Genomic DNA, 17,136 nt, shown 5'->3' with positions numbered 1-17,136 from the left:
GCAGGATGGCTGCATGACGTCACGTGACACCGCGGCCGGCCGCGGGGACCAGGTGCGGTGGGCTGCGCTCTTCGGGGACCTCGAGGCGCAGGCCGACGCGCAGTCGGCTGCGGAGCTCGACGCGCTGGTGCCCGAGCTCACCCGTGCCGAGCACGCGACGATGACCCTCGCGGACCGGTTCCGGGCGGTGATCGGGTCAGGCGTGACGGTGGAGCTGCTCGACGGTGAGCCGCTGCGCGGCGTGGTGCGGGAGGCCGCGGACGAGTGGGTGCTGCTCCAGGGGGTGCGGCCCGAGCCGGCGGGGCGGCACGTGGTGCCGCTCGGCGCCGTCGCCGGTGTGCAGGGTCTGGCTCGCCAGGCCGCGCCCGCGGCGTCCCGGCGCGATGCGGTCGGGCTCGGCACCCTGCTGCGTGCGCTCCAGCGTGACCGGGTGCGGGTCGCGGTGCGCACGCTCAGGGGTGCGGTGACCGGCAGGGTCGCGCGCGTGGGGCGCGATCACCTCGACGTGGATGTGCTCGACATCGGCAGCACGCGGCTGGTGCCGTTTGCGGCATTGCTGGCGGTGAGCGAGGCGCCGTGACGTGACCGATGTGGGCCTGCCTGATGGGGGCCTGTCAGGGGCGCCGGTCGACGGAGATCGGGACCGGTGTCACTCCGGGGAGTGCGCCGGTCCCGACGGTGTGCTGAGGGCTTTCAGGCGTCGCTGGTCGCAGAACCCTTGAGCCGCTCGCGGCTCTTCGCGTACATGCGCTCGATGTAGGCCTCGAGCTCCGCCGCCTCGACGCGCCAGACCTTCTTGGGCCCGACCTGGATGGCAGGAAGGTCGCCGGTCCGGACCAGTGCGTAGCCCTGGGCCATCGAGATGTTCAGTGTCTCGACTACGTCGGCCAGAGAGAGAAAGCGCTTTTCCATGGGACCAGTGTGGCACGAGACACCGACATGAGGGGGTTATCCACAAGAAGTGTTTATCTGATGCCGGATCGACAGTGTTCGATCACTATGGTTCCGGCGCTCTGCCCCGCCTGGGCACCCATTCGCCGGGATCGTCACCTTGTCGTGCGCGGCCCGGTAGGGGGAGTTCTACGTGAGGCGCTGCACAAAGTCCATCAAAGTACGCGGAAGGACCGAGATGACGTATGCCCCGGCCGCCCCGGCCCTCACGAGCGGGGTGTTGCCCGAGCAGCCCGCGGCGCGGCTGCGCCGGCCGCGGTGGCGCGATCCGCGGCTCGTGACCGGCCTCGTGATCGTGGCGCTGTCGGTGGCGGCGGGCTCGTGGGCGGTCTCGGCCGCGAGCCGCACCGTCCCGGTCTTCGTCGCGGACGGCGCCCTCACGCCCGGCGAACCGGTCACCGCGGGCTCGTTGCGCGTCGCTGACGTCCGGCTCGGCGCGGGCACAGGCCGGTACCTGCCGGCCGACGCGCCGCTGCCCGGAGGCCTCGTGGCGCTGCGGGTGGTGGACGACGGCGAGCTGGTCCCCCTGAGTGCGCTCGGGGCCGGTGCCGACGTCCGGTCCGTGGCCGTGCCGGTCGGCTCCGGGCTCTCGGACCGGATCCGCGCCGGGGCGGTGGTCGACCTGTGGTTCGTGCCCGCCGCCCCGGTCGCGCCGGAGGCCGACCGGCCGGAGCCGCGCACGCTCGCGAGCGACGTCGTGGTCGAGCAGGTCGACGCCGCGGACGGCGCGATCGTGGTGAACGGGGAGGCCACGCTGCACGTGCTGGTCCCGTCCGACGCGCTGCCCGCGGTCCTGGCGGCGCTGACCGACACCGGGACGGTCGCCGTCGTCCCCGTGGCGGGTGGCGTCCGGTGAGCGACGAGCGGGTCGTGACCGTGCTCGTGGCGGTGCGCGCGCCGGACGAGGAGGCCGCCGCGGTCACGGTGCTCGGCGCGCAGCCGCGGGTCACCGTGACCCGCCGGTGCGCCGAGCTCACCGAGCTCCTGGCGTCCGCCGAGGCAGGTGCCGGCACGGCCGCGGTCGTCTCGGGGGACCTGCCCGGCCTGGACCGCGAGGCCGTGGCCCGGATGCGCGCCGCCGGGCTCCGGGTCGTCGCGGTCGAGGACGCGGCCACGCCCGCCGCACGCCTCGCCGCGCTCGGGTGCGACGTCGTGGTCGCCGCCGGGGACGCGGAGAACCTGGTCGCGGCGGTGCGCGGGGCACCCCCGGAGGTCGTCGAACCGTCGGTCGCGGTGCCGGATGCCGGTGGTCGGCGCGGCACCGTCGTCGCGGTCTGGGGGCCGCCGGGCTCGCCCGGCCGCACGACGACGGCCATCGAGCTCGCGGCGGCCCTTGCCGGCGTGGGCGCCGCTCCGGCCCGCCGCGGCGGCCTGCTGCGCAGGTCCCGCGGCACGCGTCCGTCCGGTTCGGTCCGCCCGCCCGGTGCGGACACGGTGGTCCTGGCCGACGCGGACACCTACGCCTCGTCGGTCACCTCCCGGCTCGGCCTGCTCGACGACGCGCCGGGGCTGGCCGCAGCGGCCCGGGCGGCGAGCCGCGGCGCGCTCGACGTCGTCGCGCTGGCGCACCACAGCCCCGTGGTCCTCCCCGGCGTGCGGGTGCTCACGGGCATCACCCGCGCCTCCCGCTGGCCGGAGCTGCCCGCGGCCTCGCTCGACGTGGTGTTCGAGCGGTGCCGGGAGCTGGCGACCTGGACCGTGGTCGACTGCGGACCCATCCTGGAGACCGATGAGCTGATCACCTACGACACGCGCGCGCCGCAGCGTAACGGCGCCACGTTGAGCGCGCTGCAGGCCGCCGACGTGGTGGTGGTCGTCGGCGGGGCCGACCCGGTCGGTGTGCAGCGTCTGGTCCGGGGCCTGGAGGACCTGCGGGACGCCGGCGTGCCCGGGGTCGCGGCCCGTGTCGTGGTCGTGAACCGCGTGCGGGACGCCGTCGTCGGCCGGCGCGCGGGGTCCCAGGTGCGGGACGCGCTCGCCCGGTACGCGGGCGTCGACGACGTGCACCTGGTGCCGGACGACCCGGCCGGCCTGGACGCCGCGCTGCTCGCCGGCCGGGTGCTCGCCGAGTGCGCGCCCGCCTCGCCCGCGCGGGCCGCGTTCCAGGACCTGGCCGAACGGGTCCGCGAGCTGGTGCCGGCCCTCACGTGAGCGACCGGACCGGCCCGGCACAATCTGCCCGCCCGGCGCGGCCCTCCGGCACGGACGTGCTGTACGGCGCTAGGTTGTGCCCGTGGCCGCCATGACGAAGGACAACTACGCCGACGACCTCCGTCTGGCGCACGTGATCGCCGACCAGGTCGACTCCATCACCATGTCGCGGTTCCGGGCGCTGGACCTCAAGGTCGAGACCAAGCCGGACCTCACGCCGGTGTCGGACGCCGACCGCGCCGCGGAGGACTTCATCCGCGGCCAGCTGGCCCGGGCCCGGACGCGCGACGCCATCGTCGGGGAGGAGTACGGCTCGGCGGGCAACGGCGCGCGCCGCTGGATCGTGGACCCCATCGACGGCACCAAGAACTTCGTCCGTGGCGTGCCCGTCTGGGCCACCCTGATCGCCCTGGCGGACGGCGAGGAGGTCGTGGTCGGCCTGGTCAGCGCCCCCGCGCTCGGCCGGCGCTGGTGGGCCGCGAAGGGTTCGGGGGCGTGGACCGGCAAGTCGCTGGCGTCCGCGACCCGGATGTCCGTGTCCGGCGTGTCCGACGTCGCGGACGCCTCGTTCAGCTACGCCTCCATCGGCGGCTGGGAGGAGCGCGGCTCGCTCGACGGGTTCCTCGATCTCACCCGGGCCTGCGCCCGCACCCGCGGGTACGGGGACTTCTGGTCGTACATGCTCGTCGCCGACGGGGCCGTGGACATCGCCGCCGAGCCCGAGCTCGAGGTGTACGACATGGCCGCGCTCGTGCCGATCGTCACCGAGGCGGGCGGCACGTTCACCGCCCTCGACGGCACTCCTGGGCCGTGGGGCGGGAACGCGATCGCCACGAACGGCAGGCTGCACGCGGCAGCGCTGGAGTACCTGGCCTGACGGGGCCCGGCCCACGGGGGCCCGGCCCACAGGGGCCGGGCCCCGTCGCCCGGGTCAGGCCCGCGGGACGTTCTTGATCTCGCTCCAGTCGTACCAGAGCAGGTCGCGGTCCGTGACCCGCTGCAGGGCCTCGTCGAGCGCCGACTCGGCCTCCTCGTTGACGCCGGAGACGTCCTCGCTGTCGCTCTCCTCGTCCGCCGCCGCCAGGACGTCGGCGATGTCCGTCGCCGCGTCCGGCTCGTCGACGTGCACGCAGACGATCGCGACGCCCTCCACCGTGCCGGTGACCTGGATCTCGGAGGCCACCGGGTCGTCGTCGTCCGGGACGTCGCCGTCGGCCGGCGCGACGACCGCGTCCGGGACCTCCACCGTGATGATCACGCGCTGGTGCGGCGCGTCGGCGCGCCCGGCGATCAGGGCGAGGGAGTCGTCCGCGGCGTTCAGCGCGGCCACGTACTCGAGGCTCTCGGCGTCCTCCTCGGGGAGCGCGGCCTCGAGCTCCTTCGTGACGGCGTGCGCGCGGCGCGGAGCGATCGTCCAGCGGGCGGCGTCGGGAGCATGGGTGACGGCGTCGAGCTCGTCGAGCGTGGCGGGCACGTAGATACGCATGTGCTCAGTCTGCCGTGTCCGGGCCCGCCCGTGTGCCAGGGCGCGGGGTCCGTCCGCTGGGACCGCGCGGTGGCGGTGTGGGTGGGTGGCCGTACCCTCGTGTGCGGCGTCGGGCAGGGCGCCGAGGGTGCACGCTGGAGACACGCACGGAACGAGGGCGGGAGCGACGATGGGTGCCAAGACCGCGATGCTGGTGTACGCGGACGGGGACGTGGCGGAGGGGTTGTCCGGTGCGGCGGAGTTCGCCGACGAGGCGGGTGCGGCCGACCTGCTCGGCCTGCTGTGGCCGCCCGCCCGCATCCGTCCGGACGGCGAGGAGCCGTGGGACCTCGGCGACGCGCTGTTCCCGCCCCAGGGGCGGGCGTGCGCGCTGTCCACGCCCGAGGTGGACGTCCTGTGCGACCAGGCGCTCATGCTCGACCGGCCCTCCCAGCTCCCCGCGCACCTCGTCGCGGCGAGCGTCGGTCGCACGCTGTACCTGCACGCGATGCACAGCGCCGTGGACTGGTTCGCCTTCGCGGTCTGGCGGGACGGCGCGCTCGTGCGCTCGCTGAGCGTGTCTCCGGAGGACGGCGTCCTGGAGGACGCGGGCGAGCGGCTCGCGTTCGAGGAGCCGTTCTGGGCGGGGGACCACCCGGCGCCGGCCGGTGCGGACTACCCGCTGCCCTTCCATCCGCTGGCGCTCGGCGGGCAGGCCGCCTCGGAGTTCTTCGGCTTCGACGTGCAGGGCGCCGACGGCGGACCCGCGGCCGGCCGCCTGGACCCGTGGGCCGTGGAGCTGTTCGGCTTCCAGATCGGGTAGGGAGCGCTCGACAGATCCTCGAATGACTCGTACATTTGTTCGAGAACGAGGAGGTCGGTCATGCCCGCACCCGCAGTGATCCCCATGCTGTCCTACCAGGACGGCGCCGCCGCCATGGACTGGCTCATCGAGGCCTTCGGCTTCACGGAGGCGGAACGGTGGCTGGACGACGACGGCCACCTCGCCCACGGCGAGCTCGATGCCGGTGGCGGTCGGGTGATGCTCTCGGAGCTCGCGTCGTACGAGGGGCCGACGGCCCACCGCAAGCACTGCACGGCGGCCGACGCCTGGCTGTCGACGCCGTGGGTGATCGACGGCGTGCTGGTCCACGTCACCGACGTCGAGGCCCACTACGCGCGGGCACGGGCCGCGGGTGCCGGCCTGCTCTCGGGGATCGAGGAGGAGCCCTACGGCAGGCTGTACCGCGCGGAGGACCTGGAGGGCCACCGCTGGATGTTCCTCCAGTCGTGAGGCACGTCGTGAGGGCCGAGGCCAGAACCTCTAGGCCGGAGCGGCACCCCGGGCCAGGCGGTCCACCCGGCGCAGGGCGTCCGGCAGCCGGCCGGCGCCCGCCATCGAGCGCACCAGCTCCGCGGCGTCGGCCGGCGCCATGCCGGTCGCGGTGACGTACAGCGGCCGCGCGGACCGCCCGCGGAGCACCTCGGTCGCGTGCGTAGCGGCTCGGAACCGGGTCTTGGCGACGCCGAGCACGACGGGTGCGAGTCCCGCCGCGGCGACGTGGGCGCCCAGGCCGGGCCTCCCCTCGGGGTCGAGGTCCACGTAGCCGTCGACGATCAGGAGGTCCAGCGGGTCGGTACCCGAGAGCACCTGCACGAGGGCGGGCAGCTCGCGCTCGTAGAACCGGCCGGGCCGGTACTCCGCGACGTGCTCGACCAGCACGGTGCGCTCCTCGGTCAGCGCCGCGAACGTCGGCAGCGCGGAGACGACGAGCGCCGCGCGTGCCCCGCCGTCGTCCAGGTACTGCACGTCGACCGCGCCGAGCCGGGCCGCGTCGGCCGCCTGAGGCGGCGCCGTCACGCGTCCGTGCCGGTGCGCGACGTCAGCAGCCGCCGGAACGAGGCGAGGCGCGCCTCCCGGGCCGGGCGCTCGTCGTCCGGAGAGGCCTCGATCCAGTCGTCGAGGGCGCAGTCCGGGGCGTCGGCCAGGTGGGTGCAGCCGCGCGGGCACTCCTGCGCCACCTCGTCGAGGTCCTCGAACGCGTGCAGCAGGTGCGCCACCTCGACGTGCGCCAGGCCGAACGACCGCACGCCCGGGGTGTCGATCACCCAGCCGTCGTAGTCGGGGTCGTCGTCGGTCGCCGGGCCGTCGGGCAGCCGCAGCGCGACCGCCGACGTCGAGGTGTGCCGGCCGCGGCCCGTCACGTCGTTCACCACGCCGGTGGCGCGACCCGCCTCGGGGACGAGCGCGTTGATCAGCGTGGACTTGCCGACGCCGGAGTGCCCCACCAGCACCGACGACAGGCCACGCAGCCGGTCGCGGACCTCCTCGACCGACTCCGGGACCAGCGCCACGGCGCCGAGGTCGCCGGCGCCGCCGTCGTCCGCCGTCGTCCGCCGGGTGACCACGACCTCGACCCCGAGCGGCTCGTAGAGCGCACGCAGTGCGTCGGGGGAGGCCAGGTCGGCCTTGGTGAGGCACAGCAGCACCGACATCCCGGCGTCGTACGCGGCCACGACGCACCGGTCGATCATGCCGGTGCGCGGCTCGGGCTGGGCCAGCGCGGTGACGATCACGAGCTGGTCGGCGTTGGCCACGACGATCCGCTCGTACGGGTCGGTGTCGTCGGCCGTGCGGCGCAGGGTCGAGGTGCGCTCCTGGATCCGGACGATCCGCGCGAGCGACCCCTCCTCGCCCGAGGTGTCGCCCACGACGTCCACCCGGTCGCCGACCACGACGCGCGTGCGGGTGAGCTCGCGCGCCTTCATCGCGGTGACCACCGTGCCGCCGTGACCCGTCTCGGATCCGCCCACCAGCAGCGTGTACCGCCCCCGGTCCACCCCCGTGACGAGCCCCGTCACGGCGTCCGAGTGCTCGGGGCGCTGCTTCGTCCGCGGCCGCGACCCGCGCTTGGACGGACGGGAGCGGAAGTCCGACTCGTCGCGGATGTCGCGCCGACCCATCGGCTCGCCCCTCAGGCGTCCGAGCCGAGCATGCGCTGCCACATGGCGGTGAACCCGGGCAGGGTCTTGCCCGTGGTGGCGACGTTCTCCACCTGGACCCCGGGCACGCGCAGGCCGAGCAGCGCGGCCGACGTCGCCATGCGGTGGTCCTCGTACGTGCGCACGACGTCGCCGCGCAGCGGCCGCGGCGTGATGACCAGCCCGTCGCGGGTCTCCTCGGCCTGCCCGCCGAGCCGGGTGATCTCCCGGGCCAGCGCGGCCAACCGGTCCGTCTCGTGCCCGCGCAGGTGCGCGATGCCACGCAGCCGGGACGGGCTGTCGGCGAGCGCGGCGAGCGCGGCGAAGGTCGGCGCGAGCTCGCCGCCGGCGTGCAGGTCCACGTCGATCCCGTGCACCGCGCCGGTGCCCGTGACGGACAGGACGCCGTCGGCCAGCGTGTACGTGCCGCCCATGCGCTCCAGCAGCTCCGGCACCATGGCCCCGGGCTGGGTGGTGATCGTGGGCCAGCCCGGCACGCGGACCGTGCCGCCGGCCACGAGCGCGGCCGCGAGGAACGGCGCCGCGTTGGACAGGTCCGGCTCGACCCGGACGTCGCGCGCCGCGATCGGCCCGGGCGCGACGTGCCACATGCCGTCGCGCGAGTCGTCGACCTCGACGCCGACGTCGCGCAGCGTCGCCACCGTCATCTCGATGTGGGGCAGGCTCGGGAGCGTCGCGCCGATGTGGCGCAGGGTCAGGCCGCGCTCGAACCGGGCGGCTGCCAGCAGCAGGCCGGACACGAACTGCGACGACTGGGACGCGTCGACGTCGACCGCGCCGCCCGCCACGTGCCCGCGGCCCTCGACCGTGAAGGGGAGATGGGCCGGCAGCTCGCCCTCGTCGGCACCGTCGGGCCCGTGCACCGTGACACCGAGCGCGTGCAGGGCGGCCAGCACCGGCAGCATGGGCCGCACCCGGGCCGCGGCGTCGCCGTCGAACCGGACCGGGCCGTCGGCGAGGGCGGCGAACGGTGGCAGGAACCGCATCACGGTGCCGGCCAGACCGGTGTCGATGTCGGTGTCGCCGGTGACCGGACCGGGGGTCACGTGCAGCGTGCTCGGCTGGTCACCCTCCGCGATGCCGGCGCCCAGCGCGCGCAGCGCGCCGATCATGAGGTCGGCGTCGCGGCTGCGCAGCGCGCCCCGCAGGGTGCCGGGTGCGTCCGCCAGCGCGGCGAGCACGAGGAGCCGGTTGGTGAGCGACTTGCTGCCGGGTATCTCGACCGTCGCGTCCAGCGGGGCGCCGGCGAGCGGCGCCTCCCAGGCAGGGGCGGGCGCGGTGGTCGATGACGTCATGTGCCGAGGTTATCGCGGGATCAGTCGGCCTTGGCGGCCTTCACCTCGGCGCGCGCGGCGCGGGCCTGCTGGACGCGCCACGACAGACCCGGCCGGCCCTCCAGGTCGGCCCCGGCGATCAGCGCCGCCCCGACCGAGGCCAGGTTGCGCAGGAACCGCTCGGTACGCGCCGGGCGCTCGTCCTTGGGCGCCGTGAAGGGCTGGTTCACGGCCGCGAGGGGCAGCGTGAGCAGGGCCAGCGCGAGGGCCGACGCGCGGGGCGCCTTGCCGAGCGCGAGCAGGGTGCCGGCGGTGGCGGTGGCGATCCCGTGCGCGCGCACGAGCGTGGCGACCTGCTTCTCGCTGAGCGGCTCGGCGCCGAGCGCCTTGGTCGCCAGCGCGGAACCCGTCCGGGCCGCGGCGACGTGCTCGCTCGGCTTCCGGGCGGCCTGCACGCCGTCGTAGATGAACGACGAGGCCAGAAGGGGACGCGCGATGTGTCGAAGGAGCATGGACCCACCATGGCAGATGCGGGCCCACGTCGCAGCAGTGACGCCGCCCGCACCGGGAATTCCCGGGGGCGAGCGGGGGTTGAACCGGTCGTGGAGCGTTGCCTCGAGAAGGATGCGGTGAGGAACAGGGTGATCGACACGGTGACCGGTATGACGAACGGGGCCGGCTCGGACGTGCGGGATGTCCGGGACGCGGCGCTGGAGTTCGGTGCGGTACCTCAGCACCTCCTCCACCTGGGCGAGGACCGGTCGGGGGCCACGGCGAAGGATGCGACGGACGGTCTGTCCGCGGTCCTGGCGAACGCCGGATGGCCGACCCGGCTAGGCTCGACTGCGATGACCGATACTTCGCGCGAGCAGAACGAGGGCACCGGCGAGGCCGGGGCCGACGTCGAGGCGCGCCCCGACACGAGCGCGAGCGAGGTCGGAGCGGCCGTCGAGACGGACGCCGAGGGTGCCGAGGGCACGGGCGCCGAGGACGCCGAGAACACCGAGCGGTCGCCCGTCGAGGAGGACGCTACGGCGCGCGCCGCGCGGTTCGAGCGTGACGCGCTCCAGTACCTCGACCAGCTCTACTCCGCGGCGCTGCGCATGACGCGCAACCCTGCGGACGCCGAGGACCTGGTGCAGGAGACGTTCGCCAAGGCGTTCGCCGCGTTCCACCAGTACCGGCCGGGTACCAACCTGAAGGCCTGGCTGTACCGCATCCTCACGAACACGTTCATCAACAGCTACCGCAAGAAGCAGCGTGAGCCGCAGCAGTCCCAGACGGAGGACGTCGAGGACTGGCAGATCGCGCGCGCGGCGTCGCACACGTCGCGGGGTCTGCGCTCGGCCGAGGCCGAGGCGCTGGACCGGCTGCCGGACAGTGATGTGAAGCGGGCGCTCGCCGAGCTCCCGGAGGATCGTCGGATGGTCGTGTACTACGCCGACGTGGAGGGCTTCCCCTACAAGGAGATCGCGGAGATCATGGGAACTCCGATCGGGACGGTCATGTCCCGGCTCCACCGCGGACGTCGGCAGCTGCGCGAGCTGCTCGCCGACTACGCAGCCCAGCGAGGACTCGTCAGCCAGGCGCCCGGAGGTGCGCAGTGAACAACATCGAACCCGTTCCGCACGACACGGCGGGGGAGTCCGAGTGTCAGCACATGCTGACGCACCTGTACGAGTACCTGGACTCCGAGATGACGCCCGACGACGAGCAGCGCATGCGCGCGCACGTCGCCCACTGCTCGCCGTGCCTGGCCGAGCTGAGCGTCGAGGACCTCGTGAAGCAGCTCGTGAAGCGGTCGTGCAGCGAGCGCGCCCCGGACACCCTCCGGGTGCGCATCCACCAGCAGCTCACGATGGCGGTCGTGAAGTAGCGCCGCCGTCGACCCGCCGCGTGCGGGCATGACGAAGGGCCGGGACCCCGCAAGGGGTGCCGGCCCTTTCGTGTGCCGTACGGCCTGAGGCTGTGCTCAGGCGTTGGGGCGCTTGCCGTGGTTGGCGGCGTTGCCCTTGCGGCTACGGCGCTTGCGACCGCGCTTGCTCATGGGTGTCTCCTGACAGGTGACGGACTGAATGGTGCCCATGATCCCACAGATCCGGCGGTTGTCCGGCATCGGGCGAGCGGCAGGGGGTTGTCCGGACCGGCAACGCGATATATCGTGTCTGGCGAGGACGCGATATATCGTGTCTCCCCGACCATCGGAGGATCCCATGAGCGCGGACAGCTGGACCGTCACAGGCCCGCAGACCATCGAGCTCGACGGTGTCACGACCGTCGACGCCCACGTCGTCGACGGACGGCTCGACGTCGTGGCCCACGACGAACCGGTGGTCCGCGTCGAGGTGCACTCCGTCGAGGGCCGGTCCCTCGAGGTGCGCCTCGTGGACGGCCGCCTGGTGATCGAGCACGAGAGCGGCCTGTCGGGCTGGGGCTCGTTCGTGAAGCGGTTCGTCGACTTCGGGGGCAAGGCGCGCGCCGACATCCACGTGGCGGTGCCCGCCGGCACCGTCGTGCGCCTCGGCACGGTGCGCGGCGAGGGCCTCCTCGCGGGGACGACGGCGGGCGCGTCGGCGTCCACGGTCTCGGGCTCGCTGCTGGTGTCGCGCACGGCCGGAGACCTCAGGCTGAACACCGTCTCCGGCGAGCTGACGGTGCGCGACCACGTCGGCGACATCACCAGCAACACGGTGTCGGCCGACGTCGTGGTCAGCGGCTCGGCCGACGTCGTCACGTCGTCGTCGGTGTCCGGCAACGTGACCCTCGACCTGGTGACCCAGCCGCGGCAGGTCCGGGTCAACTCCGTCTCGGGCGACATGCTCCTGCGGGTCCCGGACGACCGTGCGGTCGAGGTCTCCGTCCAGAGCGTCAGCGGCCGGGTGACGCTCGGCGGCCTGCAGTTCACCGGCGGCGGTGGGTCCAGGGTGACCGGCGGCGAGCGGTCCGGCGCCCCCGGCGTCACGCAGCTGCGCGTCACGGGTGTCTCCGGCGACGTCACGGTGATCGGCGGACCGCAGGACGCACCGGCGGACGCCACGCCGGACGCCCCCGAGGACGCCGCGCCGACGCCCGTGGAGCTGTAGTGCCGCCCGTCTTCGCGCACGGTGAGCTGCGCCTGTACCTGCTCGTCCTGCTGCTGGACGGGCCCCGGCACGGGTACGAGCTGATCACCGAGCTCACCCGGCGCTTCGGCGGCACGTACCGGCCCAGTGCCGGGACCATCTACCCGCGGCTGGCCCGGCTCGAGGAGGAAGGGCTGGTCCGCCGGTCCGTCCCCGATGCCGCCGGCGCGGGCCGCAAGGCCTCCTACGAGCTCACGCCGGCGGGCCGGGCGGAGGTCGACGCCCGCATGGACGACGTGCGGCGTCTGGAGCGCAGTGTCGCCGAGACGGTGCGCAGCCTGGCGGACGAGGTCCGGGCGGACATCCGCGACACGATGCGCGGCCTGCGGGCCGAGCTGGCCGCCGCGGCGCAGGAGGCCCGCTCCCGCCCTCGCCCGGGTCCCGACACGACGCCCGACCCGCGGCGCACGCAGTCCAACTCGCTGCGGCACGACGCCGAGGCGGTGCTGCAGCGGTTCCGCAACGACGTCCTGGCTGACCTGCGAGAGGCCGACGTCGCCGGTACGGTGTCCGCGCTGACCGTCGAGACGCTGCGCACCGTGCTCGACTCGGCCCGGACCGCGATCCGTGGGACGCTGCCGCACACGACCTCCTCCGGCCCCCGGCCCACCGACCCGACCACCCACCCGTGACCACCGACCGCCCCCGAATCTCCCCACCGAACGGAGCACAGCGATGACCACCGAGTCCTGGAGCGTGGCCGCCCCCCAGACCATCGAGGTCGGCAGCGCCTCGACCCTGACCGTCCGACTCACCAACGGCCGCGCCGAGGTCGTGGCCGACCCGAACCGCACCACGGGCGCCGTCGTGGAGGTCCTGGACGTCTCCTCCCGTCCGCTGCAGGTGCTCGCCGAGCACGGCAACCTCCGGGTCGCCTACGACTTCCCGGGCCTCGAGGGCTTCGTGGACCGGTTCCGCGGCCTCAAGGACCAGGACAGCGCCTCCGTGCGGATCACCGTGCCCGCCACGTCGGTGGTGGACGTCGCGACGGTCGGCGCCGAGGTCGTGGTGACCGGGTCGCAGGCCGGCGTCAACGTCAAGACCGCCGGCGGGTCGATCACCGTCACCGGCACCACCGGCTCGGTCACCACCAAGTCGGGCACGGGCTCGGTCACGATCGCCGAGCACTCGGGCGACGCGTCGGCCACCACGGTGTCGGGCGCCGTGTCGCTGGTGGGCGCGCTGGGCCGGGTCTCGGCCCAGACGGTGTCCGGGGCGGTAGAGGTGGCCGCCGTCGGCACGACTCCGCTCGTCAACGTCAAGACGGTGTCCGGTGCGGCGGCCGTGCGGCTCGACGCCGGGTCGCCGGTCAACCTCCGCGCGCGCAGCGTCACCGGCAAGGTCGTCATCGACGGCACGCAGGCGACGTCGAGCGCGCAGCGCACGGTCGTGGTCGACCACGCGGAGCCCGGCGCCGCGGCCTACGTCTCGACCAACACGGTCTCGGGCACGGCCACGATCACCCGCTCCTGACCCCGTCGCCGCCGAAGTAGAACTGCAGCGAAGTAGAACCAGGGCGAGATAGAACTGCAGCGAGATAGAACTCCAGCTTCGGCTGCAGTTCTATCTCGCCCTGGTTCTACTTCGGGTCAGGCGACCTCGTCCTGGGGGAGGCCCAGCCACGCGTGCCAGCCCGTGTGCAGCACGAGCCACGCCATGAGGCCGTAACCCGCCTGGCCCGGGTACACGCCGCCGCCCTGGGCCATGTCGGCCAGCCACTGCTCGTGCTGCGCCAGCGGCGTGTACGTGTCCACGTAGGGCACGCGGCGCCGGCTGGCGACGTCCGCGAACGCGTCGGACAGCTCGGCGATCCGCTCGCCCTCGGCCGGCGTGCCGGGCGGCGGGCCGACGACGAAGGCCGCCGTGCGGTTGGCGTCGGCGACGTCGAGGATGTTCGCCAGGTTCAGCCGCGAGCGCGCGACGGTCAGCCCGGAGGCGACGTCGTGCCGTCCCAGGGCCACCACCAGGCGGTTCTCGACCTCGGAGTCCGGGCCGAACCGTGCGGCGGTCTCGGTCTCCCAGCGGGCGCCGAGCTGGGTGCTCGTCTCGCCGGGCACGGCGAGCGTGAAGAGCATGGCGGGCCGGGAGAAATGGGTGCGCGCGACCACGCGCCCGGTCCAGCCGAGCGCACGGGCATCTCCGACACCCGTGGCCAGCTCGTCACCGACGACGCAGATGCGCACCTCGCGTTCCTGCAACGGACTCTCCTTGCCTGTTCCCGGCAGCCTGGCGGACGGCCGGTTCCTCATTGTGGTGCACGGACCCGGGCCGACCGGTGGCAACGCGCCGACGTCAGAGGAGCGTCATGCCCCAACGGACCGCGTGGCGCTCGCCCGGCGCGAGGTGCACGAGCCGCTCGCCCGTCCGGAACGCGTCGGCGACGCAGCTCATGGGCTCGGCGGCCAGGCCCATCCGCCGCCGCTCGGGCTGGATGTGGTCGCCCGTGCAGATCTGCCAGACATCCTGCGACCCGTCCATCCAGACCGCGGCCGTGCGGCCGTCCGGCCCCGCGAGGTGCGCCCACGACAGGCCCTGCTCGTCCCGCACCACGTCGACGTAGGCGTCGTCGAGGTCGAGGCCCGCCGCGCTGCGCGGCTCGCGCAGGTCGTACGTGCTCGACGCCGGCTCGGTGCCGGTGGGGAGCAGCCGCTCGTCGGTGGTGACGCGGGTGGCGGCGTCCAGGCGCACGGTGCACTCGTCCAGCGGCGCGCCGCCGGTCGACAGCCAGGGGTGGAAACCGCAGCCGTACGGTGCGGTGTCGGTGCCCACGTTGGTGACGTCGAGGGTGATCTCCAGGCCCGCGTCGGACAGGGCGTACCGGATCTGGACCACGAGCTGGAAGGGGTAGCCGGGCCGCGCGACGAGCTCCAGCTCGAGCGTCACGGCGGACCCGGTGTGCTCGACGACGGACCAGCGCTCGAAGGCCGCGAGCCCGTGCAGCGCCGTGCGGCGGTCCGGCTCGGTGATCGGCAGCTGGTGCGTGACGCCGCCGTACTCGTAGGCGCCGTCGGCGAGGCGGTTGGGCCACGGGATCAGCACCGCGCTGTTGAACACCGGGTTGATCTCGTCCACGCCGAAGGGCACCACGACGTCGCGCCCGTCCACCGAGTACTCGCGCAGCGCGGCCCCCACCTGGGTGACCGTCGCACGGTGCGCGCCGTGCCCGATCCGGAACTGGTCCCCGGAAGGATGAGGACTGGCCGCACCCACGGGAGGAATTTCTGTCGTCACACTCACACCGTAACCGTAGGGCAATTTCCGCCTGCGCCACGTAGCGTGGGACGGCAGACTAGAGGGTCGGATATTGGCATGTCCCCACGACCCCGCTATGAAAGGGGCCCGACGGCGGGTCCGCGCGGGTGTACCAGCCCGCCTCAGCAGCAGGAGGAACGATGGAACAGCAGGTACTCGGACGGACGGGTCGGCTCGTATCGGCTGTGGGCCTGGGCACCTGGCAGCTCGGTGCGGACTGGGGCGACGTCAGCGAGGACGACGCGCGCGCCGTCCTGGAGGCGTCGCTCGAGGCGGGTGTGACGTTCTTCGACACCGCGGACGTCTACGGCGACGGCCGCAGCGAGCAGGTCATCGGCTCCTTCCTCAAGGACCACCCCGACGCCGGGCTCACGGTCGCCACCAAGATGGGCCGGCGCGTGGACCAGGTGCCGGAGAACTACGTGCTGGACAACTTCCGGCAGTGGACGGACCGGTCGCGCCGCAACCTCGGCGTCGAGCGGCTGGACCTGGTGCAGCTGCACTGCCCGCCCAGCGCCGTGTACTCGAGCGACGCCGTCTACGACGCGCTCGACCAGCTGGTGGCCGACGGCGCGATCGCGGCCTACGGCGTGAGCGTCGAGAAGACCTCCGAGGCCCTCGAGGCCATCGCCCGGCCCCACGTGGCCACCGTGCAGATCATCCTCAACGCGTTCCGGCTCAAGCCGCTCGACGAGGTGCTGCCCGCGGCCTCCGCCGCCGGCGTCGGCATCATCGCGCGCGTGCCGCTCGCGTCGGGCCTGCTGGCCGGGCGGTACACCAAGGACACGGTGTTCGCCGAGAACGACCACCGGAACTTCAACCGCGAGGGCGCCGCGTTCGACGTCGGCGAGACGTTCTCCGGCGTGCCCTTCGAGGTGGGCCTGGAGGCCGCGGGCCGGTTCACCGAGCTGGCCCGGGACGTCGTGGGCGACACCCTCACCCCGGCGCAGGCCGCGATCGCCTGGGCGTGGCAGCGGCCCGGCGTGTCGTCGGTGATCCCGGGGGCGCGGAACGTCGACCAGGCGCGCGCGAACGCCGCGGCGGGCGACGCCGCGACCCTGGGCCCGCTGTTCATGTCGGGCGTGCGCGAGATCTACGACGAGCTGATCAAGGAGCACGTGCACGACAAGTGGTGACGTGCCCGCCCCGGGCCGGGGATCAGACCTGGTCCGGGGCGAACACGCAGAACTCGTTGCCCTCGGGGTCGGCCAGCACGTCCCAGAAGACGTGCGGGTCGGGTGAGTCCTCGCGCGGCATGACGAGTGTGGCGCCGGCGTCGAGGAGGGCGCCGGTGTCGCCCACGACGTCCCAGTGGATGCGGTTCTTGACCGTCTTGGGCTCGGGCACCGGGATGAACAGCATCTGCCACGGCAGCGAGCCGCCCGGGCCCAGCCGGTACCAGCCGCGGCCCTCGAGCTCCTGCGGCTCGAGCCCGAGCCGCCTGCCCCACCACGCGCTGGCCGCCGCCGCGTCCACCGAGTCCACGACCAGCGCGTAGAGGCGGTACGGCCCCGCCTCGGCGGCCCGGTCGGGGAAGGCGCACAGCTCCCCGCCCTCGGGGTCGCGCATGACCACCCAGTTCTCGCGGGCGGTGTCCGCGGTCGCGCCCAGCGCCTCCAGCTCGGCGACCGTGGCGTGCAGGTCGAGGTGCACCCGCTGCTTGACGGTGCGCGGCTCGGGCACCTGGTTGATCCAGACCATGTGCCGGGGCACGTCGTCCTCCAGGGCGAACACCGCGGACGAGTCGCCCGCCGGCCGCGACCGCAGGCCGAGGGCGGCCGACCAGAACGTGGCGAGCGTCGGCCCGTGGGTGGCGTCGATGACCAGGTCCTTGAACTCAGCGTCTGCCATCCGGCCAGCCTACGGCGCCGTCCGGACGCACGAGAGGCGGGCACCCGCGAAGGGTGCCCGCCTCTCG

At 74.0% G+C, this 17,136-nt stretch carries 22 protein-coding genes; 12 read left to right on the top strand and 10 right to left on the bottom strand.

Annotation, left to right across the window (positions count from 1 at the left end; all coding sequences use genetic code 11):
* The first annotated feature begins 13 nt into the window (after window positions 1-13).
* Window positions 14-580, top strand: coding sequence for a hypothetical protein (locus APR03_RS02520; protein ID WP_253832397.1), 567 nt, complete (start codon window positions 14-16; stop codon window positions 578-580).
* Between the two features lie 113 nt (window positions 581-693).
* Here the strand turns inward: APR03_RS02520 and APR03_RS02515 are convergent, their stop codons facing one another.
* Window positions 694-912: a helix-turn-helix transcriptional regulator gene (locus APR03_RS02515; protein ID WP_253832395.1), complete on the bottom strand. Its 219-nt coding sequence runs from the start codon at window positions 910-912 to the stop codon at window positions 694-696.
* 217 nt (window positions 913-1,129) lie between these two features.
* Here APR03_RS02515 and APR03_RS02510 point away from each other — a divergent pair, with 217 nt between their 5' ends.
* The 3 genes from APR03_RS02510 to hisN all read left to right on the top strand — a co-directional run bounded on the left by APR03_RS02510 (window position 1,130) and on the right by hisN (window position 3,979).
* Complete coding sequence (locus APR03_RS02510) at window positions 1,130-1,807, top strand: hypothetical protein (protein ID WP_253832393.1); 678 nt, start codon at window positions 1,130-1,132, stop codon at window positions 1,805-1,807.
* Window positions 1,804-3,102, top strand: coding sequence for a CpaE/TadZ family protein (locus APR03_RS02505; RefSeq protein ID WP_253832391.1), 1,299 nt, complete (start codon window positions 1,804-1,806; stop codon window positions 3,100-3,102). Before APR03_RS02510 ends, APR03_RS02505 begins: the two co-directional genes overlap by 4 nt.
* A gap of 91 nt (window positions 3,103-3,193) precedes the next feature.
* Window positions 3,194-3,979: a histidinol-phosphatase gene (gene hisN / locus APR03_RS02500; protein WP_253832704.1), complete on the top strand. Its 786-nt coding sequence runs from the start codon at window positions 3,194-3,196 to the stop codon at window positions 3,977-3,979.
* A gap of 54 nt (window positions 3,980-4,033) precedes the next feature.
* On the opposite strand, the gene APR03_RS02495 is transcribed toward hisN, so the two are convergent.
* On the bottom strand, window positions 4,034-4,588 hold the full coding sequence (locus APR03_RS02495) for a DUF6912 family protein (protein WP_253832389.1): 555 nt from the start codon (window positions 4,586-4,588) through the stop codon (window positions 4,034-4,036).
* A 169-nt stretch (window positions 4,589-4,757) separates the two neighbouring features.
* Here APR03_RS02495 and APR03_RS02490 point away from each other — a divergent pair, with 169 nt between their 5' ends.
* On the top strand, window positions 4,758-5,390 hold the full coding sequence (locus APR03_RS02490; RefSeq protein ID WP_253832387.1) for a DUF6928 family protein: 633 nt from the start codon (window positions 4,758-4,760) through the stop codon (window positions 5,388-5,390).
* Between the two features lie 60 nt (window positions 5,391-5,450).
* Entirely contained in the window at window positions 5,451-5,861 is a 411-nt protein-coding gene (locus APR03_RS02485; protein ID WP_253832385.1) for a VOC family protein, read from the top strand.
* Between the two features lie 30 nt (window positions 5,862-5,891).
* On the opposite strand, the gene APR03_RS02480 is transcribed toward APR03_RS02485, so the two are convergent.
* From APR03_RS02480 to APR03_RS02465, 4 genes are read right to left on the bottom strand one after another with little or no spacing between them, the layout of a single operon-like run.
* On the bottom strand, window positions 5,892-6,428 hold the full coding sequence (locus tag APR03_RS02480; protein WP_253832383.1) for an endonuclease V: 537 nt from the start codon (window positions 6,426-6,428) through the stop codon (window positions 5,892-5,894).
* Window positions 6,425-7,531: a ribosome small subunit-dependent GTPase A gene (gene rsgA / locus APR03_RS02475; protein WP_253832381.1), complete on the bottom strand. Its 1,107-nt coding sequence runs from the start codon at window positions 7,529-7,531 to the stop codon at window positions 6,425-6,427. The genes APR03_RS02480 and rsgA overlap by 4 nt, the downstream gene beginning before the upstream one ends.
* Before the next feature lie 11 nt (window positions 7,532-7,542).
* On the bottom strand, window positions 7,543-8,865 hold the full coding sequence (gene aroA / locus APR03_RS02470) for a 3-phosphoshikimate 1-carboxyvinyltransferase (protein ID WP_253832379.1): 1,323 nt from the start codon (window positions 8,863-8,865) through the stop codon (window positions 7,543-7,545).
* A 20-nt stretch (window positions 8,866-8,885) separates the two neighbouring features.
* Window positions 8,886-9,356 carry a DoxX family membrane protein gene (locus APR03_RS02465; protein WP_253832377.1) on the bottom strand — a complete coding sequence of 157 codons (471 nt, stop codon included), beginning with the start codon at window positions 9,354-9,356 and terminating at the stop codon, window positions 8,886-8,888.
* Between the two features lie 336 nt (window positions 9,357-9,692).
* On the opposite strand from APR03_RS02465, the gene APR03_RS02460 reads away from it, so the two are divergent.
* Window positions 9,693-10,451 (top strand): sigma-70 family RNA polymerase sigma factor, encoded by a 759-nt coding sequence (locus APR03_RS02460; RefSeq protein ID WP_253832375.1) that lies wholly within the window; start codon window positions 9,693-9,695, stop codon window positions 10,449-10,451.
* A 53-nt stretch (window positions 10,452-10,504) separates the two neighbouring features.
* Entirely contained in the window at window positions 10,505-10,720 is a 216-nt protein-coding gene (gene rsrA / locus APR03_RS02455) for a mycothiol system anti-sigma-R factor (protein WP_253832373.1), read from the top strand.
* A gap of 96 nt (window positions 10,721-10,816) precedes the next feature.
* Here rsrA and APR03_RS25410 read toward each other — a convergent pair whose 3' ends face one another.
* Window positions 10,817-10,891, bottom strand: coding sequence for a 50S ribosomal protein bL37 (locus APR03_RS25410; protein ID WP_099052597.1), 75 nt, complete (start codon window positions 10,889-10,891; stop codon window positions 10,817-10,819).
* 166 nt (window positions 10,892-11,057) lie between these two features.
* On the opposite strand from APR03_RS25410, the gene APR03_RS02450 reads away from it, so the two are divergent.
* Genes APR03_RS02450 through APR03_RS02440 form a run of 3 tightly spaced genes read left to right on the top strand, consistent with a single transcriptional unit; the run spans window position 11,058 to window position 13,439 of the window.
* The gene (locus APR03_RS02450) at window positions 11,058-11,927 is read left to right on the top strand and encodes a DUF4097 family beta strand repeat-containing protein (protein WP_253832371.1); all 870 of its coding nucleotides are present in this window, start codon (window positions 11,058-11,060) and stop codon (window positions 11,925-11,927) included.
* A complete protein-coding gene (locus APR03_RS02445) occupies window positions 11,927-12,598 on the top strand; it encodes a PadR family transcriptional regulator (protein WP_253832369.1) in 672 nt (223 codons plus the stop codon). The genes APR03_RS02450 and APR03_RS02445 overlap by 1 nt, the downstream gene beginning before the upstream one ends.
* Window positions 12,599-12,641: 43 nt before the next feature.
* Complete coding sequence (locus tag APR03_RS02440; protein ID WP_253832367.1) at window positions 12,642-13,439, top strand: DUF4097 family beta strand repeat-containing protein; 798 nt, start codon at window positions 12,642-12,644, stop codon at window positions 13,437-13,439.
* A gap of 116 nt (window positions 13,440-13,555) precedes the next feature.
* On the opposite strand, the gene APR03_RS02435 is transcribed toward APR03_RS02440, so the two are convergent.
* The gene (locus APR03_RS02435; protein WP_372494746.1) at window positions 13,556-14,149 is read right to left on the bottom strand and encodes a GDSL-type esterase/lipase family protein; all 594 of its coding nucleotides are present in this window, start codon (window positions 14,147-14,149) and stop codon (window positions 13,556-13,558) included.
* A gap of 109 nt (window positions 14,150-14,258) precedes the next feature.
* Window positions 14,259-15,203, bottom strand: coding sequence for an aldose 1-epimerase family protein (locus APR03_RS02430; RefSeq protein WP_253832363.1), 945 nt, complete (start codon window positions 15,201-15,203; stop codon window positions 14,259-14,261).
* A 155-nt stretch (window positions 15,204-15,358) separates the two neighbouring features.
* Between APR03_RS02430 and APR03_RS02425 the strand changes: the two genes are divergently transcribed.
* Entirely contained in the window at window positions 15,359-16,354 is a 996-nt protein-coding gene (locus APR03_RS02425) for an aldo/keto reductase (protein ID WP_253832361.1), read from the top strand.
* 22 nt (window positions 16,355-16,376) lie between these two features.
* On the opposite strand, the gene APR03_RS02420 is transcribed toward APR03_RS02425, so the two are convergent.
* Entirely contained in the window at window positions 16,377-17,069 is a 693-nt protein-coding gene (locus APR03_RS02420; RefSeq protein ID WP_253832359.1) for a VOC family protein, read from the bottom strand.
* Window positions 17,070-17,136 lie beyond the last annotated feature (67 nt).

Origin of the sequence: Promicromonospora thailandica, assembly GCF_024171955.1 — a bacterium.
Taxonomy (GTDB): domain Bacteria; phylum Actinomycetota; class Actinomycetes; order Actinomycetales; family Cellulomonadaceae; genus Promicromonospora; species Promicromonospora thailandica.
Note: the sequence above shows the minus strand (reverse complement) of the source record. Positions and strands in the feature narration are given on the sequence as shown.